Here is a 17530-nt window from a genome sequence, read left to right as displayed (position 1 = left end):
CCTTGTGCCGGCCGCTGCCGGGCTGATTATTATCGTTATTGCATCTGGCTCAGGGCGGCGAGCAGCCGCTCGGTATCTGAGTCATCGCTGAAACTGAAACGTATGGCGTCGACAAGACGCGGATCCCGGTAGCTGCGGGCGACTATGCCAAAGCGCTGCAACTGCTCACGCACCTTGGGGACATCGGCGAAATACGCCAGCAGATAGTTGCCGCCACTTGGCAGTACCCGGGCACCGAGTCTTTCCAGCGCCGCAGCCACTCTTTGCCCCTGGGTCTTGAGCAGCGCCACATCGGCCTGCATTCTGGCTATGCCCTCAGGGCTTAACGCCAAAGCCGCCAAGCGTGCCACAGGGACAGGTACCGGGTAGGGGGCCAGCACCTGTTTTACCATCTCGATAATGCCTTCATTGGCCAGCATAAAGCCGCAGCGGGCTCCGGCCAGGGCAAACGCCTTGGAGAGGGTGCGCAGCACAACCAGGTTGGGATAACGCTCGAGCAAAGAGGCGGCGCTCAGCTCGGGACTGAATTCAATGTAGGCTTCATCCACTACCACCAGCGTGTTTGGCATGGCCTCGAGCACCCGCAGAATTTCACCCTGGCTTACCCAGGTGCCTGTGGGGTTGTTGGGGTTGCAGATAAACAGCAGTTTGGCGCCTTGGGCCAGGGTTAACGCTTTGGGCAACTGAAAGTTGTCATCCAACGACAGTGCCTTGACCTCGACATTGAAGGTCGCGGCGCTGATGGCGTACATGCCGTAGGTGGGGCCAAAGAGGGCGATGCTGTCTGCCCCCGGGGTGCAAAAGGTGCGGATCAGCAACTCTATTGCTTCATCGGCGCCGCGGCTACAGATGAGCTGCAAATCTGAGACTCCGGCATAGGCGGCATAGGCGGCTATCACCTCTGGCGGCTGGCACTCGGGGTAGCGATTGACCCGGTCGATATCCGTGTGGTTGAAGGGGGATTCGTTGGCATTGATCCAGACTTCCCCCTGGCCGCCAAGGCGCCTGGCGCTTTGATAGGGCTCGAGTGTCAAAAGCTCGGGGCGGGCCAGAGCGGCGGCCAGCTCGCGGCTTTGGCGGGTAACGGCTGCAGTGCTGTTCTTTGGATCCTCTGTGGGGGTATTGATGGCTGCAGGCATGGCTTTTATTCCTCCATACTCGCGGACGGCGCGCGCGATGATGAAACACTCTCGGATAAAGCACTTGGGGATGAAACACTCTCGGTTGAAGCTTCTGCTCCGGATACCCCAAGAGAGGCCAGACGCAGGGCAACGGCATTGCTGTGAGCGTCAAGCTGCTCTGCCTGGGCCAGGGTCATTACCGAGGGCCCCAAGGCGCACAGACCTTCGGCGCTCAGCTCCTGCACGGTAAAGCGGCGGCAGAAATCTGCCAGTGACAGGCTGGATACCGAGCGGCTGTAGCCGTAAGTGGGCAGCACATGGTTGGTGCCGCTGGCGTAATCACCCATAGATTCCGGGGTATAAGGGCCGAGAAACACAGAGCCGGCAGCGCGAATTTGCGCCAGCAGCGCTCTTGGGCTGCGGGTCTGGATGATCAGGTGCTCGGGGCCATAGCGGTTGGAAACGGCTGCGGCTTTATCCAGTGAATCGAGCAGTAAAATACGGCTTTCGGCCAATGCCTGGCGGGCAATATCGGCGCGGGGCAGGGACGCAAGCTGCTTGTCCAGCTCTTGGATGACGGCTTTTGCCAGCGATTCACAGCTAGAGAGCAATATCACCTGAGAGTCGGGACCGTGCTCGGCCTGTGACAGGAGATCGGCCGCCACAAAGGCTGGACTCGCAGTCTCATCGGCGATGACCAGCACTTCGGATGGCCCCGCGGGCATGTCGATACTGACTCGCGCCCTGGGATCCTGGGACAACTGGCGCTTGGCTTCGGTGACGTAACGGTTGCCGGGGCCAAATATCTTGTCCACCGGCACTATGGTTTCCGTGCCCAATGCCAGCGCGGCAATGGCCTGGGCGCCACCGGATTGGTAAATCTCTTCGATGCCGCATTCGCTGGCGGCGTAGACGATGGCGCTGTCTATCGGAGCCGGGCTTATCAAGACCCGGCGGCGACAACCGGCAATTCGGGCCGGCAGCGCCAGCATCAACACAGTGGAGATCAGCGGCGCGCTGCCGCCCGGTATGTAGAGGCCGACGCTGTCTATGGGCTCACTTCGGAGCTCACAGCGCACTCCGGCCTGGGTATTGATATCCAAAGCCTGAGGCTGCTGCGCGCTGTGGAACACATCTATGTTGGCCATGGCGGTCTTGATGGCGTCTTTGAGCTCAGGGCTAACGTCCTGGGCAGCGGCCTTTATCTGCGCCTGACTGAGGGCGATACTCTCAAGGGGGATATTATCAAAGTGCTCACTGTACTCCCTGAGGGCTTGGTCTCCCTTGGCGGCGACGGCCTCGATGATCTCGCCGACGCTCTGCTCGAGCGCTTTGCTGCTTACCAGGGAGGAGCGCTGGAGTGCAGCGACCTGCTCGCTTTCGCTCAGTTTGTCCCATACCAGATACTGCATGCTTCACCCCATCATCTTTTCAATTGGCATTACCAGAATCGAGCTGGCACCGAGCTTGGTCAGCTCTTCCATTGTGTCCCAAAACAGATCTTCTGTGCTGACCGCGTGGATGGCGACCCGGTTGCTGTCATCGTTGAGCGGCAACACTGTGGGGTTCTCGGCGCCGGGCAGCAGGGCAACAATCTGCTCCAGGGTTTCAGTGGGAGCGTGCAGCAGGATATATTTGCTTTCCCGGGCACGGATGACGCCGTTGACCCGGCTCATCAGCTTGTCGATCAAGGCCTGTTTGGCCGGGGTTTGGGTTTGCTGTGATTGGATGACACAGGCCATAGAGCGGAAGATAACTTCGGTCTCGTACAAGCCATTGGCTTCCAAAGTGGCGCCGGTGGAAACCAGATCGCAGATCCCGTCGGCGAGTCCGGCACGGGGGGCCACTTCTACCGAGCCCTTGAGCATACAATCGCGATAACTTATGCCCTTATTTTGCATAAAACGGCGCAACAGGTTGGGGTAGGAGGTGGCAATTCGCAAGCCTTCCAGTGAGGCGGCGTCCTGATAAGGGAACTCACTGGGTACCGCCAGCGATAAACGGCAGGCGCCGAAGTCCAGTTGTCTGAGTTTGTTGCAGGCCGAAGGTTTGCCCAGTGTCTGCCGTTCTATCTGCTCCTCTTCCAGCACATTCTCGCCAATGATCCCCAAATCGACCACGCCATCCATGACCAGGCCGGGAATGTCGTCATCACGCACCCGCAGCAGATCCAGTGGCATATTGTCGGCGTGGGCTATCAGACGCTGTTCGTTAACGGTGAATTTTACGCCGCAGTTTTTCAGCAGTTGTTGTGATTCTTTCGAAAGCCGGCCCGATTTCTGGATGGCGATGCGCAGTCGATTTGAAGTCATAGTGGTCATTCCTGTTGGTCAATTCAATCTTGGTTAAAAAACTCAAATCCGGAAACGAAAAACCCCCGGAATTCCTTCCAGGGGTTTTCAGATCTTATGAATCAACCGCCAGAAGGAATGAACCTTCGGCAGTCAGCTCCGAAGGCTACCGCTCGTGGTGGTGATGATGGATAGCGTTGCGAAGCTGTGTCATGTAATAAATCCTGTGATTTCACGCTGTAATTTTGCAGCGCATAAACATTCAATTCTGAGCCAATTCGGCTGGTGTGTTTTAAGCTAATCCCTTTGGCTGGAATTTGCAACACCCAAAATCAAAAAATGTCTGCTGCTTGAAAAGGATTCATCAAGCGGCCCGCTTGGGCATAAGTTTGCGAATCGTTAGCTAAAGAGTTGGTGTAAGTGGCTATGTTAACTATGTCAGCTATGTCAATGCCAACTCTGTCAACTATGCCAACTCTGTCGGGTAGAGCGGCTTGGCGATAAGGTTTGTCCCTTGTATCCGTCACTCAAATAGCGATAATGCACGCCATACCCCAGGGCAAAATGGAGCACAATGCGTAATCGACTCGTCAGCGAAACGGCACTGGCCTTTGCCCCGGGCGGCCCTTTGGCCACCAATATCAGGGGCTTCAAGCCTAGGGAGCAACAACTGGAGATGGCCCGCGAAGTGGCCCAGTTACTCCATGGCTCAAGCGGCGCTGCAGTGCCTTTGGTGCTCGAAGCCGGCACAGGGGTTGGCAAGACCTTCGGTTATCTGATCCCGGCGCTGCTCTCCGGCAAGCAAGTGATTGTCTCCACCGGCTCAAAGAACCTGCAAGAACAGCTGTTTTATAAAGATCTGCCGGCCTTGCTGCAGATGCTGGATCTGCAAGTTAGGGTGGCGCTGCTCAAAGGGCGCAACAATTATCTGTGTCAGTTGTTGCTGGAGCAGCAGTTGAATGGCGCCCAGAGCCGCAGCCCGGAAGTGCTCGATGATCTGCTCAGGATAAATCAATGGGCCGCGGCCAGCACAGATGGCGATCTCGGTACTCTGGCTACGGTTTCCGAACAGTCGCCGGCACTGGCGCTGGTGGCTTCTTCGAAAGAGCGCTGCAGCGGCAAGCGCTGCGCCTTCTATGACAGCTGCTTTACCCGCAAGGCCAGACAGAAGAGCCTGGAAGCCAGGATTATCGTGGTTAACCATCATCTGTTTTTTGCCGACAGGATCCTCAAGGATACCGGCTTTGCCGAGTTGTTGCCTGATGCCGATGCGGTGATTTTCGATGAGGCTCACCTGCTTGCCGATATCGCCGTAACCTACTTTGGTCGCCAACTGTCGCTCGCGGCTATGCAGCGAGTGCTGGAACGGGTGGAGGCGGTATATCAACAGGAACTCAGGGATACTTCACAACTGAGCGATCTCGCCAGACGCTGCGGCTCCCGCCTGGCGGATTGGGCGCAGATGACCCAGGCTTCCGGGCAAAGCGACTGGCGCCCCTTGTTGGCCGATAAAGAACTTGCGAGGCAATGCTGGCAGCTGCTCGAAGAGTTTCGGGCGCTGGAGCGAGTGATGCTGGCCAATATCGGTCGCAGTGATGAACTGGATGATTGCCTGGAAAAATGGCTCGACTACTGTGGGCAGCTGGAGCAGTTTTTCAACTGTGAAGACCAAAGTGCGGCTTACAGCATAGAGCAGGGCAGTCGCCTGCCGACGCTGAGAATGGCGCCTATTGATGTTGCCAAGGCGTGTCAGGCGCTGTTTGAGGTGCAAACCCGATGGCTATTTACCTCGGCAACGCTACAGGTGAATCTCAGCCTGAACCATTTTTGCCGGACATTAGGGCTTAAGGAGGCCAGGGAGCTTATTCTGGACAGCCCCTTTGACTATCGGCGCCAGGCGATTTTGTGTGTCCCCAGGGAGCTTGGGGATGTGCGCTCTGAAGGGGATTATCAGTTTCGGCGCCTGCTTGAGGTGTGCGAGCAGGCGATTAATGCGGCCAAGGGCCGAACCTTTATTTTGTTTACCAGTCACAGGATGCTCCAACGGGTGGCGCAGGCGCTTCATGGTCGCAGCCGCTATCCACTCCTGGTGCAAGGCAGCGCCGGCAAGCAGACTCTGCTGAAAAAGTTTCGCCAGCTGGGTAATGCCGTGCTGCTGGGCACCGGCAGTTTTTGGGAAGGCGTGGATGTGCGCGGCAAGTTACTCTCTTGCGTGATAATCGACAAACTGCCCTTTGTGTCTCCGGACGATAATCTCTATCGCGCCAGAGCCGCAGAGATCAGTAAGCGACAGGGTGACCCCTTTATGGAGTTGGCCTTGCCCCAGGCTGTGATAGCACTCAAGCAGGGTGTTGGGCGGCTCATTCGTGACGAGAGCGACCGCGGTGTGCTAATTCTCTGTGATAATCGCATCGTCAATCGCAGTTATGGTCAGGCATTTCTCAACTCCTTGCCGCCCATGTACCGAACCCGCAACTTGCAGTCTGCCTTGTCTTTTCTTGAAGGGATAGATTGATTAAAAACAGTTAGATACTGTATTTGATAGTATTAATTCAATTTTTGGAACAAATAAATTGATAGTAAAAAGGCGCCTAAAACTAGGCGCCTTTTGCTCTCTGTCTCTCTGTACTAGCTATTAGCCGCGATCTGCGGCCAGCCAGGAAGCAAATTGCTTGGTGTAGTAACTGACAATCAAGCTGGCACCGGCGCGTTTGAAGCCGACAAAGCTTTCGGTAACCACAGCTCTTTCGTCCAGAGCACCGGCCAGAGCCGCAAACTTGATCCCGGCATATTCACCGCCCACATGATAAGCTGCCAAAGGCAACTCGGTACGCTCTCTCAATTGTGACAACACATCCAGATAAGGCGTACCTGGTTTAACCATCAGAATATCGGCGCCTTCCTCTTCATCGAGCAGAGCTTCCAACAGCGCTTGCCGGCCATTGGCGCTATCCAGTTGATAACCTTTACGATTGCCGCTGAGTTCACAATCTACCGCCGCCCGGAATGGGCCGTAGAAAGAGGAGGCAAACTTGGCCGAGTGGGCCAAAATGGCGACATTTTCAAAACCGGCCGCATCCAGGCCCTCGCGTATGGCCCGGATCTGGCCGTCCATCATGGCCGAAGGGGCCAGCATGTCGGCACCGGCGCGGGCAGCGCAGACAGACTGCTTGACCAGGTTTTCCACAGTCGCGTCATTACAAACTTCATTGTGCTCAACCACACCGCAGTGGCCGTGATCTGTGTACTCGCAGAAACAGATATCCGGGATCACCAGCATCTCGGGCGCTTCCTGCTTGATGGTGCGGATCATCCGTGCCAACAGGCCGTCATCGTTCCAGGTATCGCTGCCGATGGCATCTTTATGGTGTGAAATACCAAAGGGCATTACATAGCGGACTCCGAGGGCTTTAAGCTCACGGATCTCAGCTGCCAGCATGCTCTCGGGCAATCGGCTGATCCCGGGAAGGGTGCTGATGGCCACAGGCTCAGTAATGCCTTCTTCGATGAACAGTGGGTGTACCAGATCTGTCAGGGAAACTTGCTGCTCGCGAACCAGAGCCCGCATGGCTTCTGAGCTGCGAAGACGGCGAAGGCGACGAAGAGGTTTGGTGAAGCTGCCGTGACGGCAATGACTGTCTGACATGAGATTTCCTTTACTGCTATGGCGGGTGCCTGTTTGCCGAATATTGTCTCAAGACCCGGAAACCAGCACTAAGCTATTGAGGTTAAAGGGGCGCGAGCGCCCAAGTGCGCCTAGGATACCCTTTGCAGGAAACGCGATACTATGACAGGGATCACAGTTCATCCAGGCAGATGTTGGCAGGTGCAATACTAGTCTCACAGGGATGTGTTCCCTGTTGCCAATGCTGTTTGTCGAGCTTTGCGGTGCAGCCACTGTCTTCCATCAGGGCCCGCTCACCGTCTGCGCTGCAAAGCAACAAGAGGGCATGATCCTCGATACGAAACAGGTGCAGTTGGTATTGACTGAATGGCTCGAGCAGGGAGGCGTCATGGGCTGTGGCCAACGCCAATAAAGTTTGGCCGTCGAGGTTGGCCGGATGATTTTCATAACGTATGGTGGCTTCGGCCGCGCTGGTCACCTTGGTCAGTGCCGGTGCCAGTTGTTGGTATTCCTGATCATGCCTGTCACCGAGTCCGCAGCCACCAAGTGTCGGTAGCAGCACCAGCAGCAGGCAGACGATTGGGCCTTGATGGAAAATTGATTTCATCCTTGAATCCTTATCTACAAATAGTGCTAGGTCGGCGTTAGTTCTTGCCAAAAGGCCAGTTTACCTGCGGCATCCCGGCCCGTGTCCAAATTCCAATCTTTGATACTTTCCAGATAAGCGCTGTCTTGCTCCAGCACACCGCTGGCGATAAGTTGCCAAAAGTGTTTGACGTTTTCTCTGGCGCGCAGAAAAATTGCGTCATAATGCATATCGCCCTCAGGGGTGGTCAGGGTTAAATACGTTTTTTCAATCTGCTCCTGCTCCGGATATAGGACGGCGAACTTGACGCCCAGGTGGCGGGCAAACGGCAGCAGTCTGTTGCCTTCCTCGGCAATCTTGTCCACCACAGTGATAAAGCCTTTATGCCAGTCATTGATGGCCGGCGGGTTACTGGCCCATTCCTCTATATATACATCTTTGAAGCAGTTGTCCCACAATCTCTCTATGACAGGATCCAGTTTCTGACCTGTGGCATCGCAGCAGGCGGCAATACCGGAATCCAGGTGTTCTGACAGACCGATTGCCCCGAGATTGAGCTTGGGATAGATGTAGGCATCCTGATGCATTTCACAATACCTGTGGGCATCGGCGTTTTCTTTGTAGGGGCCTACTTTCATCTCAATAACCGGATGGACAGTGACATCTGTGATCACATGGGCACAATAGCCCAGCAACCAAGCCAGGCCCTTGTCGCGTTCTTCCCCTTCACTGCAGGCCAGGTGACGAACGCCGGCTTTGAGCATTTCGCCGCTATGCTGGTAATGCATCTTGTCGGCCCAACTTTTGGCCTGTTGGCGGTCATTGAGAGCAAGATAGGGATAATCCGGGCTGACCGCCCCGAGCTCGCAGTACTTGAAGTGTTTCAGTAAGGCGCGAATAGCGTCCTTGGGCATATGGGTAACCGCCTCCAGCTCAAGTGGCTGTCTGAGGCTATTGACCAGTGTGAGGTGTGCATAGGCGCCTGGCATTCCCTGGCCTCCAATCCTTTGCTGTTGCGTGCTGTTCCTTGAGGTTAACCTTAGCCGCTGAAGGTGAAAACAGCCATAGCCCGAAGCTACTATCAAGCGCAATTCACTCAAGAGTAAATCAGACTGGCCGCTTTCCTTGGTTGATACCCGGAAACCCTCTTCCTTAGGAAACGGCCGGTGAAGCCTGGGCTTTACTGTGGCGGATATGGCGCTCCACCAGAGCGCCTATCAGGTACATCATCAAGTAACCGCAGCCGAGGGCGAGGATCACCGCCACCACATTGGCCGTCAGTTGCCTGAGCAGGAAGAAGGCGCCTACCAGAGTAATGATGCCGGCCAGGCGGATCAGCAAACTGGCATTGAAGTAGCCTTCGGCCTTGATATAGGCCAGTTGATAACCGTTGAGCATCAGAAAAATGAAGAAAATGGCATAATGCAGCAGTACCGGGACGGCGCCGTGATACAGGGGCGGAAACAGCATTCTGAACAGACTCTCGCCGCCCAGCAGCATGACAACAAAGAAACTGATGCTGACAATCAGCGCCAGCTTGTAGAGCCAGTGTTTGATGGCGCGGATCTGTTCATTGTCCCGGGAGCGAACACAGACCGCCAATTCCGGCAATACGAAGCGGTAGATAGGGAATACAAACAGCAAGGTCATGTAGGTAAATACCGGCCTGACTACCACCTGAAAATCTCCCAGCTCTTCGACACTGAAATAACGTATGGTCAGCAGTACGGTAATATAGATCATCAGAATGCTGGAGCCTGCCTCGAGCGAGGCGGTGACACTGCGCTTCATGAAGCTTTTCAACGCCGGCTCCAGATTGACCTTGGCGAGCGGCGCGGTGGCGATTTGACGCCGCCTTCTCAGATACATAAAGGCCGCGATAATCAGAGACGACAGCGTCGTGGCGTAAAAGAGTGCCCCCAGCGGCGCCATACTCAGCCCGTAGTAACACAGGGCAAAGGCCAGCACCAAAGACAGCGGCTCCATCCAGGTTACCTTGTTGCTGATTTCATAGAGGCGATACATGGCAACCAGGTTGGTAAAGTACACCTTGAGCCCCATGCTGACTATGATGCCCACCAGTTGCAGGTACTCCACATTGATGGCGAGTTTGTGCTTGATATAGGGCAGTATGATGCCCCAGGTCAGCAGCACTACAAGGATCAGCACATAGCGGAAAATATTGATGATATCCCTGTCGTTGCGGGTCTGGCTGTAGGACACCACCATAGACGAGCGAAAGCCTGTCATCAGGATCAGTGACAGCGAGATGATATCGATAACCGTGTGGTAGATAGCCAGATCCGCCTTGGGAACCCAGCTTGCGAGCCAGACTTTAAAGGAAAACCCGATTGCTATGCTGATGAGAGTGGCCCAAATACCGGCGACAAAGGCACGTTTCAACCGCGAAACTGCGGTTTCATTGGAAGACTGAGAGAGGCTGGACATAACAGACGCTAACCGAAAAGGGGACTCCATATTAGTTGAGAACTGTTCTCATTGTCCATGATAAGGATCACAAGGGCAGATCCGGGCTTGGTTTCGGCGTATTTGATGGTATGATCCCGCCGCTATTAACTCGCCGAAGGCCATACCTTCGCCCATCAAGGTTGAACCCATGACATCGACTACACTTGCCAATTCTCCTGTTATTCTGGCCCTGGATACCTGTACCGAACTCTGCTCAGCGGCGCTGGCATGGCAAGGTGGCAGTATTGCGGAATCTGTCGATGCGCCCCGTGAACACAGCCAAAGATTGCTGCCCATGATAGAGAACTTGCTGAGCCAATCCGGACGCAAGATGCAGGATATCGGCCTTATCGCCTATGGCCGTGGGCCGGGGAGTTTCACCGGTATCCGTATCTGCACCTCTATGACTCAAGGGTTGGCGCTGGGGCTGGATGTCCCTGTAATCGGCATCTCTACCTTGGCCGCCATGGCGCAGCAAGCGATAACTGAACATGGTGCGCAGCAGGTGATTTGTGCCATAGATGCCCGCATGGGCGAAATCTATTGGGCGGCGTTTGAACAGGAATCCGGTATGGCCAAACTGGTTGGCATAGAGCAAGTGAGCGCCCCTGAGACAATGACCTCGCCCTTTGCCAATACGGACAAGGTGTATTGCTGCGGCACCGGGTTTGATGCCTATCCGGCACTTTTACAACATGCCGAAAACTTGACCTTGCTGGATGCGGTGAAATATCCTCAAGCCAGTGCTATGCTTGCTTTGGCAAGCCTTGGTTGGCAACAAGGGCAGGCCACCTCGGTCGATGAGCTGGCGCCTGTGTATTTGCGAGATACAGTTGCCTGGAAGAAACTGCCGGGAAGGGAATAGAGCTTCAGGTGGGTTAACTGCCTCAAGGGCTTGGGGCAAACGGGGATCAAACCAGTATCATGATGATCAAGCAGACGGGACATCCGGGTGCAGTTCAAAGTCTGTCGCAGGCGGTAGCCGGCAACAGGCCTCCTGAGCGTGCCCAGCAAACCGTTGAGACTCAGGATGAAATCCTTGTCAGCCCATCCAGGCAGTTGGTCGAGTTTGACAGCCAAGCCCTTAACGACAAATACCAACAAAGAGAGCAGCTGAAGCGGGAAACCGCAGGTCATTCTGATGCTATTGCCCTCTATCTGAATACCCAACACGCCGCGCAGCGGGATGCTATCTCAGCCATGGTGGGCATAGATGTCTACGCCTGACAGTCCCGCAGCCGATAACGCTTTTGTAAAACCTTCCCATTCTCTGCCGTTACCGGGAAGAGGCCAGTTTCTGCTGGAACTTTTGCTGGCCTTGATGTTGACTCATCTGCCCTATGTCTCTGTACCCTTCAAATGGTTGGAAAGCTATTTCCATGAATTGTCCCATGCGCTGGCAACGCTGTTAAGCGGCGGGATTGTCAGCCATATCCAACTCTTTCCCAATGGCGCCGGTTTCTGCTTCAGTCAGGGCGGCTGGCCGCTCCTTATCGGATTCAGCGGTTATTTGGGGGCGGCTTTTTGGGGCTGCCTGCTTTACCACCTGGCCACTTGGCCGCGGGGGATCCGTATAAGTTTTGCCTTTATCGGCGCCTTGGTGCTGTTCACCATACTGCTGTGGGGGCGGGACGTACTGACCCTGAGTATCCTCATTAGCCTGAGCGTTCTGTTTCTGCTGCCGCTGAAATTTGGCGGCAATCGATTGCTCAGCGGCAGCCTGCGCCTGGTGGCCTTGATGGTGATGCTCAATGCGCTTGCCAGTCCTGCTGTGTTGCTGGGGCTGGACGACAGGGGGGATGCGGTATTGCTGGCTGAGTACAGCTGGGTGCCTGCGTTCGTCTGGGTATTGCTGTGGTTCGCTTCCGGCTTATTGGCGCTACTGCTTTGCTGGCGCCGCATAGATGGAAAATCAAACTGATCCTTGGCAAGTCTGCCGCTCACTGTTAGCTTGAACTGCAATCTTATTTGGCACCAGTGCGTGCCAAAAAGTCGTTTCGGCGGGTCTGTTGCCGCAGCATAAATCCACATTCAAAGGAGAAGGGAAATGGAATACAAGCAATTCAATCGCAAGCTGGCAACGCCGCTTGGCAAGGCTTTGTTGGTGGCTGGCATGCTGCTTGGCGGCGGTGCGGTGCAGGCCGGCGAACCGGCTTTGCTGGAGGCTGTTAACAGTGACTTTCGCCGGGAAGCCAATGTCGAGCGCGACCAATATCGTCATCCAGAGCAGACACTGGCTTTTTTCGGGATCACTGCGGAGCAAACCGTGATTGAGCTCTGGCCCGGCGGCGGCTGGTACACAGAAATCCTGGCGCCTATGTTGGCGGACAAGGGGCAGTATATTGCCGCCGGTTTCAACACAGCGCCGCAAGAAGACACCCCGGGCAGCCGTTATCGGGCCAAAGCGGGCAAGCGTTATCTAGAATGGCTGCAAGCCCACCCCAAAGAGCTTGGCAAAATCGAACTGGTGGTTTTGGATCCTCCCGCACAGGTAAAACTGGGAGAAGATGCCAGCGCCGATGCTGTACTCACTTTCAGAAACCTGCATAACTGGGCCAGTCAGGGGCAACTGCAAACCGTGTTTCAGGCTGCCTTTAATGTGCTTAAAGATGGCGGCGTCTTTGGTGTGGTTGAGCACAGGGGCAAAGCCGGTAACGGTCCTGACAGCGGCTACATGATGCAGGATGAGATGATAGCACTGGCAGAAAAGGTCGGCTTCACCTTGGAAGCCAGCAGTGAGATCAACGCCAATGCCAAGGACAGTAAGGATTACCCCAAAGGCGTCTGGACCTTGCCGCCGACATTGCGGCTGGGTGAGCAGGACAGGGACACTTATCTCAAGATAGGAGAAAGTGACCGTATGACACTCAAATTTATCAAAAAAGCGAACTGATACACTGACAACAGAGGCATTATGTGGCAACCTTCCGCCCCCGTAAAAGCACTGAAGATCCCGCTGCCGCACCTCACGCTGGCGGCCCAATGCTGGGGAGCGGAAGATAAGCCGCTGTTACTGGCATTGCATGGATGGCTGGATAACAGCAACAGCTTTGCCCCTTTGGCCGAGAAGCTGATGAATGATTATCGTATTCTTGCCATTGATTGGCCGGGACATGGTTTATCGGAACACAGGCCAGGGCGTTATCCGCTGCACTGGATTGATTATCTGTACGATCTTGAGCTGCTGCTGGACAGCTTGGCCGGTGATGCGCCAGTCACTCTGTTGGGGCACTCGCTTGGGGGGATCGTCGCCAGTGCTTATGCTGCAGCGTTTCCTGAACGAGTCGATAAGTTGCTGTTGATTGAAGCCTTCGCTCCTCTCTATGAGGCGGTGGAGCAGGCTAAACCCAGGCTGAGAAAAAGCTTTGCTGCCCACAAGCGTATGCTCGGCAGCAAACGTAGCCAAGTGGTTTATGACAGTATTGAGCCGGCCATCAAAGCCAGAGTGCAGTTGACCGGATTGGCTGAGCCCTGGTCCAGATTATTGGTGACGCGCAATATGCAAATTGATGCGCAGGGTGCCAGTTGGCGCAGCGACCCAAGGCTGCGGCTCGACTCGCCGATGCGACTTTGTTTTGAGCAGGTAGCTTCCCTGATGCAGGGGATCGCCATCCCCAGTTTGCTTATCACGGGTGAGCAGGGATTTCCCGGACTGGTGCAGAGTTTATCCCAGGCCCGCGCCTGGTACAGCGAGTTGCAAATAGTACAACTATCAGGGGATCACCATCTACATATGGGGAACGCCGATGAGGTAGCGCAAACTCTGGCCGGATTTCTCCAAGGTAGAAAATCCAATCCGGGGGACTAGGCAAATAAAAGCTTTTATGTGATGATGATCAAAATTTTAAACGCCCGTATGATTTTTGCGGCGCGAAAGTTAACTACCAAGAGTCGAGGCCAAAGGCCTTAATAAGAACTTTATAAAAATACTCAGTGCTTTGCCCGCAGACGCTGCGGGCTTTAACGACAGAGAGAGTCGTTTCCGCTGAAGACGGAATTTTAGGAGAGATTTGTGGACCAGCCCTGGATTAACAGTTTGCCTGCCGACGTGCCTGCCGAAATTGATGCCAGCCGCTATGCTTCCTTGCTGGAGATGTTGGAATCAGCGGTCAATACCTATGCCGACCAACCCGCATTCGTCAATATGGGCGCAACCCTGACGTACCGAAAACTGGAAGAGCGCAGCCGTGCCTTCGCCGCTTATTTGCAAAATGATCTCAAATTGCAAAAGGGCGATCGGGTGGCGATCATGATGCCGAACCTGCTGCAATACCCCATCGCCCTGTTTGGTGTGTTGCGGGCCGGCATGGTAGTGGTCAATGTCAATCCGCTTTATACCCCAAGAGAGCTCAAACATCAGTTGGTCGACTCCGGCGCCAAGGCGATAGTGGTGGTGTCCAACTTTGCCAGCACGCTGGAGCAGGTGGTCGATCAAACTCCGGTCAAAAACGTGATTATCACAGGGCTTGGCGATCTCTTGAGTGCGCCTAAGCGTACCCTGGTTAATTTTGTGGTGAAGTATATCAAGCGCCTGGTGCCCAAATACTCTCTGCCACACGCCATCTCTATGCGCCGGGCGCTTCGGGCCGGTAAAAAGGCACAGTATGTTAAGCCTGTGGTCAAGAGTGACGATATCGCCTTTTTACAGTATACCGGCGGTACGACAGGCGTTTCCAAGGGTGCCATGCTCAGTCATGGCAACATAGTTGCCAACGTATTGCAGGCCAACGGTGCTTATGCCCCTTTGCTCAACGACGGCAAGGAGTTTGTGGTAACCGCCTTGCCGCTTTACCATATTTTCGCCTTAACGGTGAACTGTTTGTTGTTCCTGCATAAAGGCGCCAACAACTTACTGATCACCAATCCAAGGGATATCCCGGGATTTGTGGCCGAACTCAGGAAGACACCTTTCACTGCTCTCACTGGGGTGAACACCCTGTTTAACGCCCTGGTCAACAGCGAAGAGTTTGCCGCTCTGGACTTCTCCCGCCTCAAACTCTCTATTGGTGGCGGTATGGCGGTGCAGCGCGCCGTGGCTGACAAATGGCAGAACATCACCAAGACTCGCTTGCTCGAAGGCTATGGCCTGACCGAAGCTTCACCTCTGGTAGCTTGCTGCCCTTACGATCTGGCCGGTTACAACGGTTCTATCGGTTTACCTGCACCTTCGACGCAAATTCAAGTGCGGGGTGATGACGGTCAGGTATTGCCTCAGGGTGAGACGGGCGAACTTTTTGCCAAGGGGCCTCAGGTGATGTTGGGCTACTGGCAACGTCCGGAAGAAACCGCCAAAGTGATCGACAAAGACAGTTGGCTGGCCACAGGCGATATCGGCTATATGGATGAAAAAGGCTTTTTCTATATTGTCGATCGCAAGAAGGATATGATCCTGGTTTCCGGCTTCAACGTCTTCCCCAATGAAGTGGAAGAGGTGGTGGCCTTGCATCCCAAGGTGGTTGAAGTGGCCGCCGTGGGCGTGCCGCATGAGGTCAGTGGTGAACTGGTGAAGATTTTTGTGGTGGCAAAAGACAAATCTTTGACCGAGAAGGAGCTTATCAAGCACTGTCGCCATCATTTAACAGGATATAAGGTGCCGAAGCTGGTAGAATTCAGGGACGAATTGCCGAAAACCAACGTAGGAAAGATCCTGCGCAGAGAACTCAGAGATGAGGCCAAATCTGCATAATATAGAGAGCCGGCGCCAGCCGGCTCTTGTGTTTCCGGGACCTGGAAACTCGCGCAGGATGGGAGTTGAATTTGCAAGATTACCTGTATGTAAAAGATGACGCCACTCTGGCGCAGCTGGTGGAGCAGTATCGCGAGGCTAAATTGCTGGTACTGGATACCGAATTTGTACGCACCCGCACTTACTATGCTTGTTTAGGGCTCATTCAGGCCTATGACGGCAAGACCCTGGCTCTGATAGATCCCTTGGCCATCTCGGATCTGTCGGGCTTTTGGGCCTTGCTGACCGATGAGAAGATCACCAAGTTGTTGCATTCCTGCAGTGAAGACTTGGAAGTGTTTGCTCGCCAAGGCCTGTGTCAGCCCAAGCCTTTGTTTGACAGCCAACTGGCGGCGGCCATTGCCGGCATGGGCCATGGCTTGGGTTATGCCAAGCTGGTGCATGAGTGCCTGGGAGTGGAGCTCGACAAGGGCGAGTCCCGTACCGACTGGCTGAAAAGGCCGTTATCAGAGGCGCAGCTCAGCTATGCCGCCAATGATGTCTATTATCTCTACCAACTCTATCCTCAGCTGCAGCAGAAACTGGGGCAGCAAGGCAGGATTGAGTGGGCATTGGAAGAAAGCCAGCGCATGACAGAAGGGCGTCTGGACGCGCCGGATGAAGACACAGCCTATCTTAGGGTCAAGAACGCCTTTCAGTTGAGTACACCACAATTGGCTGTGCTCAAGGTGCTGGCGGCCTGGCGTTTGCGTAAAGCGTTGGCAAAGGACATGGCGCTGGGTTTTGTCATGAAAGATCATGCCCTTATCGGCTTGGCTAAGCGTCAGCCAAGAGGGATCAATGATGTGCTTTCCATGAAAGAGCTGACGGATCATGAAAAGCGTCTCTACGCCAAAGATGTGCTCAAGGTCATGGCCAAGGCGGATATGAGCAATCTGCCGGAGCCCTTGGATGTGTTGGCTCTCAAGCCGGGATATAAGAGCGCCTTCAAGAGTATTAAGCAGTGCTTGACCGAGATTGCTGAATCCGAAAGTGTGCCTATGGAGCTGCTTGGATCCAAGCGTCATATTCACGAATATCTTGAGTGGGTATGGGACGGCAAACAGGGGCCTACGCCCTTGGTGTTGCTGGGCTGGCGTGGCCAACTAGTGGCTGACAAATTGGCCAAGCTGGCACTCTGAACCTGGTTGATAAAAGTAAAAAGGCGCCCTTGGGTAATGCCGTTCACTTAGTGTGAACGGCATTTTTCTTAGGCTTAATGGGATACTTGTTTTTACTCATTTTTAACGCACGTGGATAGGCTCTATCCCGTTTCCCATCAAGCTTGAACTGCCTCGCATTACGCACTATGTCCAAGACCTCTCTCGGAACATTCCCAGGCATTTGAGATGACAGCTGAGTCAGTTTAAAAATGATATAACTCGATGCATCTCTAAAGCTTAATTGGTTCGGATGTAACGACGGTAAGCTCTTAGCCATCAACACCATCTTGTATCTGATGAGGTTATAGGCCAACAGTACTCCCCACAATTCTTGGATAACCAACTCTGGCAATTGACTACGCAACGTAAAGCGACTCTCCAGAAGATGCTGCTTCATCTCCCGATAGCCCACTTCTATCTCCCATCGATGGGCATATAAATCCGCTATATCTGCCCCCGGATAACGCAAGGGGTCCGTTAATGAGGTCAAAATGGAAACCGACTTACCTTTTATCGTCTTTGTCAGTAAGCGAGCTTCAATATTGTCAGG

The 17530-nt window shown here is 54.5% G+C and carries 16 protein-coding genes; 8 read left to right on the top strand and 8 right to left on the bottom strand.

Annotated features, from left to right (window positions below; genetic code table 11):
• Window positions 1-35: 35 nt before the first annotated feature.
• Genes hisC through hisG form a run of 3 tightly spaced genes read right to left on the bottom strand, consistent with a single transcriptional unit; the run spans window position 36 to window position 3433 of the window.
• On the bottom strand, window positions 36-1139 hold the full coding sequence (gene hisC, locus ACMHXI_RS18130; protein ID WP_413735705.1) for a histidinol-phosphate transaminase: 1104 nt from the start codon (window positions 1137-1139) through the stop codon (window positions 36-38).
• A 5-nt stretch (window positions 1140-1144) separates the two neighbouring features.
• Window positions 1145-2533 carry a histidinol dehydrogenase gene (gene hisD / locus ACMHXI_RS18125; RefSeq protein ID WP_413735703.1) on the bottom strand — a complete coding sequence of 463 codons (1389 nt, stop codon included), beginning with the start codon at window positions 2531-2533 and terminating at the stop codon, window positions 1145-1147.
• Between the two features lie 3 nt (window positions 2534-2536).
• Window positions 2537-3433 carry an ATP phosphoribosyltransferase gene (gene hisG, locus ACMHXI_RS18120; RefSeq protein ID WP_025011635.1) on the bottom strand — a complete coding sequence of 299 codons (897 nt, stop codon included), beginning with the start codon at window positions 3431-3433 and terminating at the stop codon, window positions 2537-2539.
• A 553-nt stretch (window positions 3434-3986) separates the two neighbouring features.
• Between hisG and ACMHXI_RS18115 the strand changes: the two genes are divergently transcribed.
• On the top strand, window positions 3987-5927 hold the full coding sequence (locus tag ACMHXI_RS18115) for an ATP-dependent DNA helicase (protein WP_413735701.1): 1941 nt from the start codon (window positions 3987-3989) through the stop codon (window positions 5925-5927).
• 120 nt (window positions 5928-6047) lie between these two features.
• On the opposite strand, the gene hemB is transcribed toward ACMHXI_RS18115, so the two are convergent.
• From hemB to ACMHXI_RS18095, 4 genes are all read right to left on the bottom strand, one after another.
• The gene (gene hemB / locus ACMHXI_RS18110; protein WP_144437691.1) at window positions 6048-7058 is read right to left on the bottom strand and encodes a porphobilinogen synthase; all 1011 of its coding nucleotides are present in this window, start codon (window positions 7056-7058) and stop codon (window positions 6048-6050) included.
• A gap of 151 nt (window positions 7059-7209) precedes the next feature.
• Window positions 7210-7644, bottom strand: a complete 435-nt coding sequence (locus ACMHXI_RS18105) for a hypothetical protein (RefSeq protein ID WP_025011634.1) — start codon at window positions 7642-7644, stop codon at window positions 7210-7212.
• Window positions 7645-7670: 26 nt separating this feature from the next.
• Entirely contained in the window at window positions 7671-8612 is a 942-nt protein-coding gene (locus ACMHXI_RS18100; protein WP_413735699.1) for a zinc dependent phospholipase C family protein, read from the bottom strand.
• A 163-nt stretch (window positions 8613-8775) separates the two neighbouring features.
• A complete protein-coding gene (locus ACMHXI_RS18095) occupies window positions 8776-10071 on the bottom strand; it encodes a hypothetical protein (protein WP_413735697.1) in 1296 nt (431 codons plus the stop codon).
• 169 nt (window positions 10072-10240) lie between these two features.
• Between ACMHXI_RS18095 and tsaB the strand changes: the two genes are divergently transcribed.
• The 7 genes from tsaB (at window position 10241) to rnd (ending at window position 16959) form a co-directional block, all read left to right on the top strand.
• On the top strand, window positions 10241-10957 hold the full coding sequence (gene tsaB, locus ACMHXI_RS18090; protein ID WP_101060147.1) for a tRNA (adenosine(37)-N6)-threonylcarbamoyltransferase complex dimerization subunit type 1 TsaB: 717 nt from the start codon (window positions 10241-10243) through the stop codon (window positions 10955-10957).
• 59 nt (window positions 10958-11016) lie between these two features.
• The gene (locus ACMHXI_RS18085; RefSeq protein ID WP_025887740.1) at window positions 11017-11319 is read left to right on the top strand and encodes a hypothetical protein; all 303 of its coding nucleotides are present in this window, start codon (window positions 11017-11019) and stop codon (window positions 11317-11319) included.
• Window positions 11306-12013, top strand: a complete 708-nt coding sequence (locus ACMHXI_RS18080) for a M50 family metallopeptidase (protein ID WP_144134980.1) — start codon at window positions 11306-11308, stop codon at window positions 12011-12013. Before ACMHXI_RS18085 ends, ACMHXI_RS18080 begins: the two co-directional genes overlap by 14 nt.
• A gap of 126 nt (window positions 12014-12139) precedes the next feature.
• Window positions 12140-12985 (top strand): class I SAM-dependent methyltransferase, encoded by an 846-nt coding sequence (locus ACMHXI_RS18075; RefSeq protein ID WP_413735694.1) that lies wholly within the window; start codon window positions 12140-12142, stop codon window positions 12983-12985.
• Window positions 12986-13006: 21 nt separating this feature from the next.
• Entirely contained in the window at window positions 13007-13900 is an 894-nt protein-coding gene (locus ACMHXI_RS18070) for an alpha/beta fold hydrolase (protein WP_413735692.1), read from the top strand.
• Window positions 13901-14104: 204 nt separating this feature from the next.
• Window positions 14105-15778, top strand: a complete 1674-nt coding sequence (gene fadD / locus ACMHXI_RS18065) for a long-chain-fatty-acid--CoA ligase FadD (protein WP_208184803.1) — start codon at window positions 14105-14107, stop codon at window positions 15776-15778.
• Between the two features lie 71 nt (window positions 15779-15849).
• Window positions 15850-16959, top strand: a complete 1110-nt coding sequence (rnd, locus tag ACMHXI_RS18060) for a ribonuclease D (RefSeq protein WP_208184823.1) — start codon at window positions 15850-15852, stop codon at window positions 16957-16959.
• A gap of 43 nt (window positions 16960-17002) precedes the next feature.
• Here rnd and ACMHXI_RS18055 read toward each other — a convergent pair.
• Window positions 17003-17530: transposase (locus tag ACMHXI_RS18055; RefSeq protein WP_413735671.1), on the bottom strand; the 528-nt coding region annotated here is incomplete at its 5' end.

The organism is Shewanella sp. BJSY2023SW005 (genome assembly GCF_047314585.1).
GTDB classification, from domain to species: Bacteria; Pseudomonadota; Gammaproteobacteria; order Enterobacterales; family Shewanellaceae; genus Shewanella; species Shewanella algae.
This window is presented reverse-complemented; position numbering and strand designations above follow the sequence as displayed.

Bases quoted from the DNA above. Each gene is read 5' to 3' on its own strand.
- ACMHXI_RS18085 (WP_025887740.1), top strand. From the start codon at position 11,017: ATGATGATCAAGCAGACGGGACATCCGGGTGCAGTTCAAAGTCTGTCG.
- ACMHXI_RS18100 (WP_413735699.1), bottom strand. From the start codon at position 8,612: ATGCCAGGCGCCTATGCACACCTCACACTGGTCAATAGCCTCAGACAG.
- hisG (WP_025011635.1), bottom strand. From the start codon at position 3,433: ATGACTTCAAATCGACTGCGCATCGCCATCCAGAAATCGGGCCGGCTT.
- ACMHXI_RS18095 (WP_413735697.1), bottom strand. From the start codon at position 10,071: ATGTCCAGCCTCTCTCAGTCTTCCAATGAAACCGCAGTTTCGCGGTTG.
- ACMHXI_RS18075 (WP_413735694.1), top strand. From the start codon at position 12,140: ATGGAATACAAGCAATTCAATCGCAAGCTGGCAACGCCGCTTGGCAAG.
- hemB (WP_144437691.1), bottom strand. From the start codon at position 7,058: ATGTCAGACAGTCATTGCCGTCACGGCAGCTTCACCAAACCTCTTCGT.
- hisD (WP_413735703.1), bottom strand. From the start codon at position 2,533: ATGCAGTATCTGGTATGGGACAAACTGAGCGAAAGCGAGCAGGTCGCT.
- ACMHXI_RS18070 (WP_413735692.1), top strand. From the start codon at position 13,007: ATGTGGCAACCTTCCGCCCCCGTAAAAGCACTGAAGATCCCGCTGCCG.
- ACMHXI_RS18080 (WP_144134980.1), top strand. From the start codon at position 11,306: ATGTCTACGCCTGACAGTCCCGCAGCCGATAACGCTTTTGTAAAACCT.
- hisC (WP_413735705.1), bottom strand. From the start codon at position 1,139: ATGCCTGCAGCCATCAATACCCCCACAGAGGATCCAAAGAACAGCACT.
- ACMHXI_RS18115 (WP_413735701.1), top strand. From the start codon at position 3,987: ATGCGTAATCGACTCGTCAGCGAAACGGCACTGGCCTTTGCCCCGGGC.
- ACMHXI_RS18105 (WP_025011634.1), bottom strand. From the start codon at position 7,644: ATGAAATCAATTTTCCATCAAGGCCCAATCGTCTGCCTGCTGCTGGTG.
- tsaB (WP_101060147.1), top strand. From the start codon at position 10,241: ATGACATCGACTACACTTGCCAATTCTCCTGTTATTCTGGCCCTGGAT.